Origin of the sequence: Streptomyces sp. NPDC001904, assembly GCF_040297005.1 — a bacterium.
Lineage (GTDB): Bacteria > Actinomycetota > Actinomycetes > Streptomycetales > Streptomycetaceae > Streptomyces.
The window spans coordinates 80,365-93,233 of the sequence record NZ_JBEOYI010000015.1 but is presented as its reverse complement, the minus strand read 5'-3'; the positions used below and the strand labels follow the sequence as shown (position 1 = coordinate 93,233).

The window sequence follows — 12,869 nt, the reverse complement described above, 5'->3', positions numbered from 1 at the left end:
TGTGCCGCCGCGCTCAGCGGCGGCTCTTCAGCCGCTCCACCCCGCCGACGCCCAGCGCCGCGAGGCCGATCTGGACGGCCAGTTCGATCCAGTCGACGCCCGGGGTGTCCGCGACGTCGAAGGCCCCGGCGACGGCCGTGCCGACGAGCGCGGCGGCGATCCCGACGAGGATCGTCCAGAGCACACCGATGCGCTGCCGGCCGGGAATCACCAGACGGCCCAGGATGCCGATCACAATGCCGATCACGATCGCCGTGAAGATGCCGGAGATCTCCATGCCGTACGCCTCCCGTTGCTCCTGCGTCGCTCCGCGCACCCGGCTCGGTCGCCGAGCCCGGGTGCCCCGGGTGGGGAGACGCAGTCCGCCGCGCGCCGGTTGAGCGGGCGGCGGGGTCGGGAGCGGAACCGCGCGATTCGGGCCGGACCCGCCTATGCGGCGACGAGTTCGGGCTCCCTCCGTGCCGCGAGGCGTCCGCTGCGGGCCAGCGCGGCGACCGACGACGCGCAGACGAGGCCGGTCACGGTCAGCGCCGACCAGGTCAGCCACAGGGCGTCATGCCGAACGGCGAAGTCCCAGAGGGCGCCGGTGGCGAGGTTGCCGAGGGTGATGCCCAGGCCCGACACCGTGTTGTAGAGGCCGTAGTGCGTGGCCACCAGGCGATTGCCGGACAGCGAGACGACGGTGTCCATCTCGAAGGGGTAGACGACGGCCCCGCCGACGGCCAGCAGGACCACCGCGGCGACGAGGGCGAGGACGACGCCCGCCCGGGCGCCGGGCGGGGTGAGGGCCAGCGGCAGGAAGGCCAGGCCCATCGCGGCGAGCCCCCGCACCAGGGCCCGCTCGGGGTCCCAGCGGCGCTTCGCCCAGCCGGTCAGCCGTAGTTGACCGGCGACGGCGACGGCGGCCGAGACGACGAACAGACCGCTCGTCGCCCACGTGCCGCGCGATCCCAGCGCCCGGCCCGCCGCGAGGGGCAGCGCCAGATAGACCTGGAAGGTCAGTACGTAGGAGCCGGTCATCGCGACGGCGAAGAGCAGGAACGGGCGGTTGCCGATGACGGTGCGCCACTGCCCGAGAACGCCGGACGGGGCGGCGGCCGCCGGTTCGCCGCGGCGCGCCGGGAGGGCCCGCCACTGGAGCACGGTGAGCGCCGCGAAGAGGACGGCGGCGACGGTGCAGACGAGCCGGAAGTCGGCGGCCAGCAGGGCGAGTCCGACCAGCGGGCCGAGCAGCATGCCCGCCTGGTAGTGGACGTTGAAGGTGGCGAAGGCGTCCACGCGACGCTCCCCCGCCTCGGCGGCGAGATAGGCGCGTACGGCCGGGTTGAACAGCGCCCCGGCGAATCCGGTGGCCGCGGACGCGGCGATCAGGGCGGGCAGGTTGTCGACCCAGCCGAGCAGTCCGAAGCCGACGGTGCGCAGCAGGCAGCCCGCCATGATCGGGGCCTTGTAGCCGAGGCGGTCGGCGAGGGTGCCGCCGATGAGGAACATGCCCTGTTGCGAGAAGTTGCGGACACCCAGGACGAGTCCGACGGCCCAGGCGGCGAGGCCCAGCGGTCCGGCGAGATGGGCGGCCAGGTAGGGCATGAGCATGTAGAACGCGAGGTTGATGGCGAACTGATTGATCATCAGCAGCCGTACCGGTGCGGAGAAGGAGCGGGTCTGCCGCCACACCGCCCTCATCGGGTCGCTCCGGTGAGCAGGCGCGGGGCGGGGTCGCGGGGGTCGGTGACATGGGTGCAGCGGGTCCAGCGGGTGACGACCCGGTCGGTGGCGCGGGCGATCTCGTCGGGATCGTCGGCCGGGGGCCGGCCGAGGAGCCCGTGCTCGGCGCAGTACGCGTCGTCGAAGACGGTGCCGACATAGCGCTGCGGGCCGTCGGGGAAGACGGCGACGATCCGGTTCTCGGCGGGCAGGGTGCGGGCGAGCCAGCGGGCGACGAGTGCGACGGCGCCGACGCTCCAGCCGCCGGTGGCGTAGTGGTGCCGGGCCAGCCCGCGGGCCGCCCAGACGGCTTCGGGGGCAGCGGTCCAGTGGATCTCGTCGAAGAGGGCGTGGTGGACGTTGCGCGGGTGGATGCTGCTGCCGAGGCCGCGCATCAGCCGGGCGGCGGCGGGCTGGCCGAAGAGGGTGGATCCGGTGGCGTCGACCCCGACGACCCGCAGGGCGGGGAAGGAGCGGCGCAGGACGGACGCGGTTCCGGCCGAGTGTCCGCCGGTGCCGACGGAGACGACGAGAGTGTCGATCCGGCCCAGCTGGGCGACGAGTTCATGGGCGAGCGGGGCGTAGGCGGCGACGTTGTCGGGGTTGTTGTACTGGTCGGGGCACCATGCGCCGGGGTGGGCGGCGAGGAGTTCCGCGACGCGGCGCCTGCGGGCCTCCTGCCAGCCGCCCACCGGGTGCGCGGTGTCGACGAGTTGGACGTCCGCGCCGTAGGCGGTGAGCAGGCCGGTCATGAGCGGTTCGATGCCGGGGTCGGTGACGACGGTGACCGGGTGCCCGTAGGCGGCTCCGGCGAGGGCGAGACCGAGGCCGAGCGTGCCGGAGGTGGATTCGACGATGCGGGCACCGGGCGCCAGGTGGCCGCGTTCGCGGGCGGCCCGCACCATGTGCAGGGCGGTGCGGTCCTTGATGCCGCCGGGGTTGTGTCCTTCGAGCTTGGCCCAGAAGCCGCGCCCGGTGGCGGTGAACGGTTCACCGATCCACAGGACGGGGGTGTCGCCGACCAGTCCGGCCGGGGTGCGGGCCGCGCGTGTGGTGCCGGTGAGGAGTCCGGCGGGGGCGGCCGGAGCGGTGGTGCGGGTGGTCTGGTGCATGGCGTGTCTCTCCCGCGGCCGGCGCCGGTGCGGCGGCCGGCCGGTGCGTGCGGACGGAACTACGGAAAGGGGACGGAGGCCGGGCGCGGTCGCGGGACGCCGTCGCCGGACGGTTCCCGGGCCTGGGCCGAGCCGGTCGGGATCAGGTCCGCCACACGCCCAGGCGGGCCCGGTCCCCTGGGGCAGAGCACTCCGTGTGCCGTCCCGCGCCGGGGGGTCGCCCGTGCGACGGCGCGGGCGACGAGAGGCGCGGCTCGGCCGCCGGTGCGCTCCGCACGGTTTCGGCGGGGGCGCGGTCGCGCGGTGGCTGGGCGGTCGGTTCGTCCATGCCCCGGCAGCGCGCGTCGCCGTCACCGCCGCTGTCGGTGCGGTGGGCGGCCGTGGTGGCGTGGGAGACGGCGGCGCTGGTCGCCGCGATGGTGTCGGCGCGCCCGGCCCCGTCCGCGGCGGGCCCGTGGGCGCAGGCCAGCAGGTGCAGCAGCGCGGCGAGAAGGACGACGAGGGCGGCCCCGGTCCACGCCCCGGGACGGCCGCCACGGCGCACCGACAGGATCTTCATCGCGACCGAGCGTAATCGACGTGCTACATAAAGTGCACGTGAGGGTCGACGGACGACGTGGATCGGCAGCGCGCGTCATGCCGCCCGGCGCGGGACAGGGTGTGGCCGATGGGCCCGGATGTCCCGGATATCTTGGCGCGCATGCAGTCATACACGATCGGCCAGGCAGCACGACTGCTCGGCGTGAGCCCGGACACCGCCCGCCGGTGGGCGGACGCGGGACGAGTGACGACCCATCGGGACGAGAGCGGCAAGCGGCTCATCGACGGGAAGGACCTGGCGGCGTTCTCCGTCGAACTCGCCAAGAGCGGGACCGGTGAGGAGGACTCCTCCTACACGTCGGTCCGCAACGCCTTCCCCGGCATCGTGACCGCGATCAAGCTCGGTGACGTCGCCGCACAGGTCGAGATCCAGGCGGGTCCGCACCGGCTGGTGTCGCTGCTCACCCGTGAAGCGGTCGAGGAGCTGGAGCTGGAGGTCGGCGTGGAGGCCACGGCCCGGGTGAAGTCGACCAACGTCCATATCGACCGGGTCTGATCGACCGCCGCCGGCCGCCCTTCGTCACCCGGCCCCGTCACCCCTCGCCCGTCCCCCGGCAGAGCAGGGCCGTCCAGAGGTCCAGTCGGTCCGGGAGCCGGGACAGATCGCGGCCGGTGAAGTGTTCGATGCGCCGGACCCGGTAGTGCACGGTGTTGACGTGCAGATGGAGCGCCTCGGCGGTGCGGGCCCAGGAGCAGTCGCAGGTGAGGAAGGCCCGCAGGGTCTCCAGGAGGGCGGCGGCGGACGCGGTCTCCGCGTCGAACAGCGGGCCCAGCACGGTCCTGCTGTAGACGGCCCGGACCGACGCGGGCACCCCGGCCAGAAGCGCGCCGAGGCCGCCGAGACCGGCGGTGTCGACGAGCGCCGAGACGCCGGGGGCGCCGCCGCTCGCGCAGCTGAGGGCGTAGCGGGCCTCGGCGAGGGCCCCGGCGAGCTCTCGCGGCCCGGCGGCCGGGGTGCCGGTTCCCCCGTACAAGGGTTCGTCGGGGACACAGGCGGCGACGCGCGACCACACCCCGGCGGACCCGTCGGCGGACCCGTCGCCGGGCTGGTCAGGGGACCGGTCAGCGGGCTGGTCACCGGCGACGTTCGCGGCGACGACGGCGAAGGCGGTGCCGTCCGGGAGCCGTCCCACGGCCGCGGGCCCGGTTGCCGTCCAGGCCGCCACTTCCGCCAGCGCCCCTTCCGCGGCCCCGCCCCGCCGGGAACCCGTGGCGGCGGCGATCACCCGGTACGGCCCCTCGGCCGGCAGCCCGCAGGCCCGCAGGCCGCGCTCGATGTCCGCTCCCCCGGCGTCGCCGTCGGCGCCGGGCCCGGCGAGGAGTGCGCCCAGCTCGCCTGCGGCCCGCCGGGCGGCGGCCCCGCGCCGGGCCAGCGCCTCCTGACAGCGTGCGAGGACGGCCGCCACCTCGTGCACCAGCCCCGGCGGCACGGCGTCGGGATCGGACAGCCGCAACTCCCAGCGCTCGTAGGGCGACAGGCCGTCCGCCTCCACCGGCACGGCGGCCCCGGCCCCTTCGAAGACGCCATCGGAGCCGGAGCCGGCCGGGGTGGCCGCGACCGTCCGTCCCGCGCCGGTCAGCACGGACGCGGCGGTTCCCGTCCGCAGGTGCGCGAAGGCAGCCGCGAGGATCGCGCCCGGTCCGGCGTCCTGGGCGAGGAGCCGCCCGAGCCGTTCGCGCAGGTGCGCGGGGAGGGCGTGGCGTCGGCTCAACTCGCCCCACTGCTGCACGTACACGCTCTCGGTGACGGCCCGGAACATCACGTGCGGCGGTACGCCCGCCAGCGGCATCCCGTGCCGTGCGCACGCCTCGATCAGCTCGTCGGGGACGGCGCCGTGCGTCTCCTCGCCGGCCAGCAGGACGGCGGCGTCCGCGGCCCGCAGCGCGCGGACGAACCGGTCCGCCTTGCCCTCGCCGTCCTGCGCGGTCCACCAGACGAGGCCGCTGAGCACGGCCTCGCCGGCCCGCACGAAGCGGACCGGATCCTCCAGGTCGGTGACCGTCACCCCGCTGATCTCCCGCCGCAGCGACGCGCCGTCGGCCCACAGCGGGCGCAGGCCCAGATTCTGGTCCCCCAGGAGGTTCTCGACGTGCATGCGTTCCGGCTCCTCGTGCGGCCACCGGGCGGGGGATCAACCACCCGGCATCTCGCAATCACCAGGTGAATACGAGTGATCGCATAGTAAGTGCAAGGTGAACCGGGCGAAACACCCCTTGGTTGATTCACCAAAAGGCGGCCCGCGCGGCGGGCGGATTCCGTGTGGTGCACCAGTCGTGCGGGCCCGCCGCGGATTGCTTCACTGACCGCCATGGACCTGAACACGGTGGCCGAGATCCGGGACGGACGGGTGCCCGCTCCCTGGCGGCCCGGCGACGCCTGGCTGGGCGGCGGCACGTATCTGTTCTCCGAGCCGCAGCCGTGGCTGCGGCGCCTGGTGGACCTCAGCCGCACCGGCTGGACGCCGGTCGAGCGGCACCCGGACGGCTCCCTGGAGATCGCCGCGACCTGCACCATCGCCCAACTGTCCGGTTTCGCGAAGGAGCTGGCGGAACCGGCGGCCCCGCTGTTCGAGCGGTGCTGCCGGGCCTTCCTCGCCTCGTTCAAGATCTGGAACATGGCCACGGTCGGCGGGAACCTCTGCAACGGCCTCCCGGCGGGCCCGATGATCTCGCTGACGGCCGCGCTCGACGGGGAGTGCCTGCTGCTGGCCCAGGACGGCGTACGCCGCCGGGTGCCGGTCGCCGACTTCGTCACCGGCGCCGGACGCACGGCCCGCGCCGAGGGCGAGCTGCTGCGCTCGGTGACGCTGCCCGCACGCGCCCTGGCCTGCCGTACGGCGTTCCGGCAGGCGTCGCTGTACGGGCTCGGCCGCTCCGGTGTGCTGGTCATCGGCGCCCTCGACCCGTCCGACGGCTCGCTCGCGGTGACCGTCACGGCGTCCACCGTGCGGCCGGTGCGGCTGTGGTTCCCGCTGCCCCCGTCCGCCGGGACGCTGCGCGCGGCGATCGGGGCGGCCGTCGCGGACGAGGAGTGGTTCGACGACATCCACGGGCTGCCCGCGTGGCGGCGCCACATGACGTTCCGGTACGCGGAGGAGATCCGCCGCGAACTGGGAGGCCCGTCAGGGCTGGAGGGCAACGATGAAGGTTGAGGTCAACGGGCGTACCCACGCCGAGGATCCGCGCCCGGGCCAGTGTCTGCGCACGTACCTGCGCGAGCGCGGCTGGTTCGGCGTGAAGAAGGGCTGCGACGCGGGCGACTGCGGTGCCTGCACCGTCCACGTCGACGGCGCCCCGGTGCACAGCTGCCTCTACCCGGCCTTCCGCGCCGACGGCCGTACGGTCACCACGGTCGAGGGCCTGGCGGCACCGGACGGCGAACTCCATCCCGTACAGCGGAAGTTCCTCGACGCGCAGGGCTTCCAGTGCGGTTTCTGCACCGCCGGTTTCCTGATGACGACGGCGGCCCTGGACGAGGAACAGCTCGCGGACCTGCCCCGGGCGTTCAAGGGCAACCTGTGCCGCTGCACCGGTTACCGGGCCATCGAGGACGCCGTGCGCGGGGTCCGCCACGTCGAGGAACCGTGCGCGGGCGAGGCGGTGGGCCGCAATCTGCCCGCGCCGGCCGGCCCCCAGGTCGTCACCGGCACCGCCCGCTACACCTTCGACCTCGACTTCTCCGGCGGACCCGGCCTGCTGCACATGAAGCTGCTGCGTTCCCCGCACGCCCACGCGCGGATCACCGCCATCGACACCGCCGCCGCGCTGCGGGTCCCGGGCGTCCACCTCGTCCTCACCCACCACGACGCCCCCGACCGGCTCTTCTCCACCGCCCGCCACGAGCACCCGGAGGAGGACCCGGCCGACACGCGCGTCCTGGACGACACGGTGCGGCACATCGGTCAGCGGGTCGCCGCGGTCGTCGCCGACAGCGAGGCGGCCGCCGAGGAGGGCTGCCGGCGGATCGAGGTGACGTACGAGGTGCTGCCGGCCGTGCTCGACCCGGAGGAGGCGATGCGGCCGGGCGCGCCGACGGTCCACGACAAGGACGCGGCCACCGCCCGCATCGCCCGCCCCCGGGCCAATGTGGTCGGCGAGGCGCACGGCGAGACCGGCGACGTCGAGGCCGGGTTCGCGGCGGCCGACATGGTGTACGAGGGCACCTACCGCACGCAGCGCGTGCAGCACGCCAGCCTGGAGACGCACGGCGCGGTCGCCTGGTTCGACGAGGACGACCGGCTCACCGTGCGGACCAGCTCGCAGACCCCGTTCCTGACCCGACGCGCCCTGTGCGACCTGTACGACCTGCCGCACGAGAAGGTGCGGGTGGTCGCGGGCCGGGTCGGCGGCGGTTTCGGCGGCAAGCAGGAGATGCTCGTCGAGGACATCGTGGCGCTCGCCGTGCTCCGGCTGCGCCGCCCGGTGAAGCTGGAGTACACGCGCGCCGAGCAGTTCTTCGGCGCCACGACCCGGCACCCCTTCACCATCGGCGTGAAGGCGGGCGCGCGCCGCGACGGCACGCTCACCGCGCTCCAGCTGCGGGTGGTGTCCAACACGGGGGCCTACGGGAATCACGGCCCGGCCGTGATGTTCCACAGCGTCGGCGAGTCCATGGCGGTCTACCGCGCACCGAACAAGAAGGTCGACGCCTACTCCGTCTACACGCACACCGTGCCGGCCGGCGCCTTCCGCGGCTACGGCCTGGGCCAGGTGATGTTCGCCGTCGAGTCGGCCTTCGACGAACTGGCCCGGGAACTGGGCCTGGATCCACTGGAGTTCAAGGCCCGCAACGTCATCGGCGCCGACGAGCCGATGATCACGCCCGGCGGCCACGAGGAGGATCTGCACATCGCCAGCTACGGCCTCGACAGGTGCGTCGACATCGTGCGCCGGGCCCGTACCGGCGCCGCGGACGTCACCGCTCCCCCGGGCTGGCTGGTCGGCGAGGGCGCGGCCCTCGCGATGATCGCGACGGGTCCGCCCGGCGGGCACATCGCCGACGCGGCCGCGACGCTGCTCCCCGACGGCTCCTTCGACCTGGCCGTCGGCACCGCCGAGTTCGGCAACGGCACGACGACCGTGCACCGGCAGATCGCGGCCGGTGAGCTGGGCACCACCGTCGACCGGATCACCGTCCGGCAGTCCGACACCGACGTCGTCCGCCACGACACCGGGGCCTTCGCCTCCACCGGCACCGTCGTGGCGGGCAAGGCCACCCTGCGTGCCGCACGTGCCCTCGCGGACCTGCTGCTCGACTTCGCCGCCGCCCGGCTGCGGGTCCCGCGCGCCGACTGCCGGCTCACGGAGGAGGCGGTGCTGCACCCGGGCGGCCGGCTCCCGCTCAAGGAGGTGTACGCGGCCGCGCGCGCCGTCGGTGTCGAGTGCACCGCCGACGGCCACTTCGGCGGCACCCCGCGCTCGGTCGCCTTCAACGCCCAGTGGTTCAAGATCGCCGTCGACCCTGGCACCGGCGAGATCCGCATCCTGCGCAGCGTGCACGCGGCCGACGCCGGGCAGGTCATGAACCCGATGCAGTGCCGCGGCCAGATCGAGGGCGGCGTCGCCCAGGCGCTCGGTGCCACGCTCTTCGAGAACGTACGCCTCGACGCGCGCGGCGCCGTCGACACGGCCGCCTTCCGCCGCTACCGCCTCCCCCAGTACGCCGACGTCCCGCGCACCGAGGTCCATTTCATCGGGACCACGGACACCATCGGCCCGCTCGGCGCCAAGTCGATGAGCGAGAGCCCCTTCAACCCGGTGGCCCCCGCGTTCGCCAACGCGCTGCGCGACGCGACCGGCATCCGCTTCACCGAGGTGCCGCTGACCCGGGACCGGGTGTGGCGGGCGATGGCGGAGCACGGGGTGCCCGGTGCCTCGTAGCGCGGCCGAGGACCGCCGCTCACGGCCAGGAGCGGTAGCCGCCGTCCACGCGGATGGCGGTGATCCCGCTGACGTAGCGGGCGCCGCAGCGGTCCTGCGGCAGCACCAGCTGCGGTCCCGCCCGGTCCAGCGGGGCGCCGTCGATGGTGGCGGCGAGCAGCACCGGGGCCCGCCCGAAGTCGGGGTCGATCTCGGCCCAGGACATGAGGCTGTGATGGCCGTCGGTGCCGGTCACGGCGATGAGGAAGCGCAGCCGGTCCTTGCGCCGGGCGGGGTCGAAGCCGGGCCCCGCGGCCGAGAGCACGTCGTGCAGGAGCGGGCCGGTGAAGCGGTGGTGCCGCACGCCGCTGGTGGCGCACTCGAAGGCGACCGTCGCCTCCTGCTGGGGCCAGCGCACCAGATCGGCGACGGTCAGCCGGGACGGCCGGGCGAGATCACCGGCGAGAACCACTTCCGCCATCGAGGCGGCGGTCGTACGGGCAGCTGCGCGGGTTCGGCTCACGGGCTACCACCTCCCGGGGGACCGTACCCGGCCGGGCCGCCTGAACAAACGCACATACCATCTGTCGGATCATCCAGTCTGGCTCATGCGATTCAACTATGCACTTACACCTTGCATTTGCGGCAGTATGCTCAGCGAATACACACTCATTCCGAACAGGAGTACACCCGTGACGACCCCCTCCGTGCGCCGGAACCGCCGCACCACCCGGATTCTGCAGGTGACCGGGGCGAGCGCCGCCGCACTGCTGGCGGTGAGCGCGTGCTCCTCGTCCGACGACTCGTCCGGCTCGGACTCGGCCTCGTCGTCCGCGTCGTCGAAGGACAAGCTCTCGGGCACGGTCACCGTCTTCGCCGCGGCCTCGCTCAAGGAGAGCTTCACGACGCTGGGCAAGCAGTTCGAGAAGGAGCACCCCGGCACGAAGGTCACCTTCAGCTTCGGCGGCAGCGACTCGCTGGCCGCGAGCATCACGGGCGGCGCCCCGGCGGACGTGTTCGCCGCCGCCAGCCCCAAGACCATGCAGATCGTGACGGACAAGGGCGACGCCGCGGGCACTCCGTCGACCTTCGTCCGCAACCAGCTGGAGATCGCCACCCTGCCGGGCAACCCCGACAAGGTCGCCTCCCTCAAGGACCTGACGAACAAGGACCTGAAGGTCGTGCTGTGCGCGAAGGAGGTGCCGTGCGGCGCCGCCGCCGAGAAGGCCCTCGACGCCAGCAAGCTCAAGCTCACGCCGGTCTCGTACGAGCAGGACGTGAAGGCCGCCCTGACGAAGGTGGAGCTGAAGGAGGCGGACGCGGCGGTCGTGTACAAGACCGATGTGCACGCCGCGGGTGACAAGGTGGAGGGCGTGGAGTTCCCCGAGTCGGCCCAGGCCATCAACGACTACCCGATCGCGCAGCTGAAGGACTCGAAGAACAGCGCGGCCGCGAAGGCGTTCATCGCGCTGGTGCAGTCCGCCGAGGGCCAGAAGGTGCTGACCTCGGCCGGGTTCCTCAAGCCGTGACCCCGCTGGACGACCCCGGCGCCGCGGTCCGCCCCCGCACGGGTGGGCCGCGGCGCCGGCGCGCGGGCAGGCGGAACTTCCGGGGCGCGCCGCTACCCCTGCTGGTGCCCGCGCTGATCGGCCTGGCCTTCCTGGTCCTGCCGCTGATCGCCCTGCTCGTCCGGACCCCGTGGTCCGAGCTGCCCGACCAGCTGACCAGCGCGTCGGTGTGGCAGGCGCTGCGCCTGTCGCTGCTGTGCGCGACCGCCGCGACCGCCGTCAGCCTGGTGATCGGCGTGCCGCTGGCCTGGCTGCTCGCCCGCGTCGAGTTCCCCGGGCGCGGTGTCGTACGGGCCCTGGTCACGCTGCCGCTGGTGCTGCCCCCGGTGGTCGGCGGTGTGGCGCTGCTCTCCGCGCTGGGCCGCAACGGCGTGGTGGGCCAGTGGCTGGACTCGTGGTTCGGGATCACCCTGCCCTTCACCACCGCCGGGGTCGTGGTCGCCGAGGCGTTCGTCGCCATGCCGTTCCTGGTGATCAGCGTCGAAGGCACCCTGCGCGCCGCCGACCCGCGCTTCGAGGAGGCGGCCACCACGCTGGGCGCCTCCCGGTTCACCGCGTTCCGCCGGGTCACCCTGCCGCTGATCGCGCCGGGCATCGCGGCCGGAGCGGTGCTCGCCTGGGCGCGGGCGCTCGGCGAGTTCGGGGCGACCATCACCTTCGCGGGCAACTTCCCCGGCCGCACCCAGACCATGCCCCTCGCCGTCTACCTCGCCCTGCAGAGCGACCCGGAGGCGGCGATCGCCCTCAGCCTCGTGCTGCTGGCCGTCTCGGTCGCCGTGCTCGCGGGGCTGCGCGACCGCTGGATGACCGCCTCATGACCGACACAGCCCCCAACGTGCTGGAGAAGCAGGACCCCTCCGCCGACGGCCTCGACGCCCGGCTGGTCGTCGAGCGGCCGTCCTTCCGGCTCGACGTGACACTGACGGCCGCCCCCGGCGACGTCGTCGCGCTGCTCGGTCCCAACGGCGCGGGGAAGACGACGGCGCTGCGCGCACTGGCCGGCCTCGTCCCGCTGACCGAGGGCCGTCTGCGACTGGACGGCGCGGAGCTGGAGCGCATCCCGCCGGAGCGGCGCCCGGTCGGTGTCGTCTTCCAGGACTATCTGCTCTTCCCCCACCTCACGGCGCTCGACAACGTCGCCTTCGGCCCGCGCTGCCACGGCGTGTCCAAGGCCGAGGCCCGGGCGCAGGCCGCGCAGTGGCTGGACCGCATGGGCCTGGCCGGGCACGCGGGCGCCAAGCCCCGGCGGCTCTCCGGCGGCCAGGCCCAGCGCGTCGCGCTCGCCCGCGCCCTGGCCACCCACCCCCGGCTGCTCCTCCTCGACGAGCCGCTGGCCGCGCTCGACGCCCGGACCCGGCTCGAGGTCCGCGCCCAGCTCCGGCGCCATCTGGCCGACTTCGAGGCGGTGGCGATCCTCGTCACGCACGATCCGCTCGACGCCATGGTCCTCGCCGACCGGCTGGTCGTCATCGAGGACGGCCACGTGGTGCAGGAGGGCACCCCGGGGCACATCGCCCGTCATCCGCGTACGGACTACATCGCCCACCTCATCGGCCTCAACCTGTACCAGGGACAGGCCGAGGGGCACACAGTACGGCTGCCCGGCGGGCCCGCGATCACCACGACCGAGGACCTCACGGGGCCGGTCTTCGTGACGTTCCCGCCGACCGCGGTGACCCTGTTCCGGGACCGCCCCGCCGGCACCAGCGCCCGTAATCTCTGGCAGTGCGAGGTCGCGGGCATGGAGACCCACGGCGACCAGATCCGTGCCGACCTCACCGGCGAACTGCCCCTCGCCGCCGGTCTGACGACGGTCGCCGCCGCCGAGCTCGGACTGCACCCGGGCGCGCGGGTCTGGGCGACGGTGAAGGCGGCGCAGACGCACGCCTATCCCGCCTGACGGGTGAATCGCAGGGCGCCCCGAGCCGGAAATACGACCCGGGGCGTCCCCTTTCCCTGGCAGCTGCGAAGGGACCGGAACAGCCGTTCGCCGTCCTCGTTACGGTGGCCTCACCGTGGCCGGTTC

12 protein-coding genes are annotated in these 12,869 nt (G+C 74.0%); 6 read left to right on the top strand and 6 right to left on the bottom strand.

Translation table 11 applies throughout. The features are described 5' to 3' along the window. Nucleotides 1-13: 13 nt before the first annotated feature. The 4 genes from ABT127_RS23545 to ABT127_RS23530 all read right to left on the bottom strand — a co-directional run bounded on the left by ABT127_RS23545 (nucleotide 14) and on the right by ABT127_RS23530 (nucleotide 3,375). A complete protein-coding gene (locus ABT127_RS23545; RefSeq protein WP_351453372.1) occupies nucleotides 14-277 on the bottom strand; it encodes a GlsB/YeaQ/YmgE family stress response membrane protein in 264 nt (87 codons plus the stop codon). Between the two features lie 152 nt (nucleotides 278-429). Continuing rightward, entirely contained in the window at nucleotides 430-1,683 is a 1,254-nt protein-coding gene (locus tag ABT127_RS23540; RefSeq protein ID WP_351453370.1) for an MFS transporter, read from the bottom strand. Then, nucleotides 1,680-2,816 carry a PLP-dependent cysteine synthase family protein gene (locus tag ABT127_RS23535; protein ID WP_351453367.1) on the bottom strand — a complete coding sequence of 379 codons (1,137 nt, stop codon included), beginning with the start codon at nucleotides 2,814-2,816 and terminating at the stop codon, nucleotides 1,680-1,682. Before ABT127_RS23535 ends, ABT127_RS23540 begins: the two co-directional genes overlap by 4 nt. Nucleotides 2,817-2,958: 142 nt before the next feature. Then, the gene (locus tag ABT127_RS23530; protein ID WP_351453364.1) at nucleotides 2,959-3,375 is read right to left on the bottom strand and encodes a hypothetical protein; all 417 of its coding nucleotides are present in this window, start codon (nucleotides 3,373-3,375) and stop codon (nucleotides 2,959-2,961) included. Between the two features lie 141 nt (nucleotides 3,376-3,516). Here ABT127_RS23530 and ABT127_RS23525 point away from each other — a divergent pair, with 141 nt between their 5' ends. Further along, nucleotides 3,517-3,912, top strand: a complete 396-nt coding sequence (locus ABT127_RS23525; protein ID WP_351453361.1) for a TOBE domain-containing protein — start codon at nucleotides 3,517-3,519, stop codon at nucleotides 3,910-3,912. A gap of 37 nt (nucleotides 3,913-3,949) precedes the next feature. Here the strand turns inward: ABT127_RS23525 and ABT127_RS23520 are convergent, their stop codons facing one another. After that, a complete protein-coding gene (locus tag ABT127_RS23520; protein WP_351453358.1) occupies nucleotides 3,950-5,512 on the bottom strand; it encodes a helix-turn-helix domain-containing protein in 1,563 nt (520 codons plus the stop codon). A gap of 213 nt (nucleotides 5,513-5,725) precedes the next feature. Between ABT127_RS23520 and ABT127_RS23515 the strand changes: the two genes are divergently transcribed. Both ABT127_RS23515 and ABT127_RS23510 read left to right on the top strand, forming a co-directional pair. Further along, nucleotides 5,726-6,568, top strand: coding sequence for an FAD binding domain-containing protein (locus ABT127_RS23515; protein WP_351453355.1), 843 nt, complete (start codon nucleotides 5,726-5,728; stop codon nucleotides 6,566-6,568). Next, nucleotides 6,558-9,296: a molybdopterin-dependent oxidoreductase gene (locus ABT127_RS23510; protein ID WP_351453352.1), complete on the top strand. Its 2,739-nt coding sequence runs from the start codon at nucleotides 6,558-6,560 to the stop codon at nucleotides 9,294-9,296. Before ABT127_RS23515 ends, ABT127_RS23510 begins: the two co-directional genes overlap by 11 nt. Nucleotides 9,297-9,315: 19 nt before the next feature. Here ABT127_RS23510 and ABT127_RS23505 read toward each other — a convergent pair whose 3' ends face one another. Then, a complete protein-coding gene (locus ABT127_RS23505; protein ID WP_351453349.1) occupies nucleotides 9,316-9,798 on the bottom strand; it encodes a molybdopterin-dependent oxidoreductase in 483 nt (160 codons plus the stop codon). A gap of 169 nt (nucleotides 9,799-9,967) precedes the next feature. Between ABT127_RS23505 and modA the strand changes: the two genes are divergently transcribed. The 3 genes from modA to ABT127_RS23490 are packed head-to-tail and all read left to right on the top strand — an operon-like array spanning nucleotide 9,968 to nucleotide 12,743. Further along, complete coding sequence (modA, locus tag ABT127_RS23500) at nucleotides 9,968-10,804, top strand: molybdate ABC transporter substrate-binding protein (RefSeq protein WP_351453347.1); 837 nt, start codon at nucleotides 9,968-9,970, stop codon at nucleotides 10,802-10,804. Next, nucleotides 10,801-11,661, top strand: a complete 861-nt coding sequence (locus tag ABT127_RS23495; RefSeq protein WP_351453344.1) for an ABC transporter permease — start codon at nucleotides 10,801-10,803, stop codon at nucleotides 11,659-11,661. Before modA ends, ABT127_RS23495 begins: the two co-directional genes overlap by 4 nt. Continuing rightward, nucleotides 11,658-12,743: an ABC transporter ATP-binding protein gene (locus ABT127_RS23490; RefSeq protein ID WP_351453341.1), complete on the top strand. Its 1,086-nt coding sequence runs from the start codon at nucleotides 11,658-11,660 to the stop codon at nucleotides 12,741-12,743. The genes ABT127_RS23495 and ABT127_RS23490 overlap by 4 nt, the downstream gene beginning before the upstream one ends. Nucleotides 12,744-12,869 lie beyond the last annotated feature (126 nt).

What these genes read in the sequence shown, in the direction of transcription:
- ABT127_RS23520 (WP_351453358.1), bottom strand. Translation starts at nt 5,512, where the DNA reads ATGCACGTCGAGAACCTCCTGGGGGACCAGAATCTGGGCCTGCGCCCG.
- ABT127_RS23510 (WP_351453352.1), top strand. Translation starts at nt 6,558, where the DNA reads ATGAAGGTTGAGGTCAACGGGCGTACCCACGCCGAGGATCCGCGCCCG.
- ABT127_RS23515 (WP_351453355.1), top strand. Translation starts at nt 5,726, where the DNA reads ATGGACCTGAACACGGTGGCCGAGATCCGGGACGGACGGGTGCCCGCT.
- ABT127_RS23525 (WP_351453361.1), top strand. Translation starts at nt 3,517, where the DNA reads ATGCAGTCATACACGATCGGCCAGGCAGCACGACTGCTCGGCGTGAGC.
- ABT127_RS23545 (WP_351453372.1), bottom strand. Translation starts at nt 277, where the DNA reads ATGGAGATCTCCGGCATCTTCACGGCGATCGTGATCGGCATTGTGATC.
- ABT127_RS23530 (WP_351453364.1), bottom strand. Translation starts at nt 3,375, where the DNA reads ATGAAGATCCTGTCGGTGCGCCGTGGCGGCCGTCCCGGGGCGTGGACC.
- ABT127_RS23540 (WP_351453370.1), bottom strand. Translation starts at nt 1,683, where the DNA reads ATGAGGGCGGTGTGGCGGCAGACCCGCTCCTTCTCCGCACCGGTACGG.
- ABT127_RS23535 (WP_351453367.1), bottom strand. Translation starts at nt 2,816, where the DNA reads ATGCACCAGACCACCCGCACCACCGCTCCGGCCGCCCCCGCCGGACTC.
- ABT127_RS23490 (WP_351453341.1), top strand. Translation starts at nt 11,658, where the DNA reads ATGACCGACACAGCCCCCAACGTGCTGGAGAAGCAGGACCCCTCCGCC.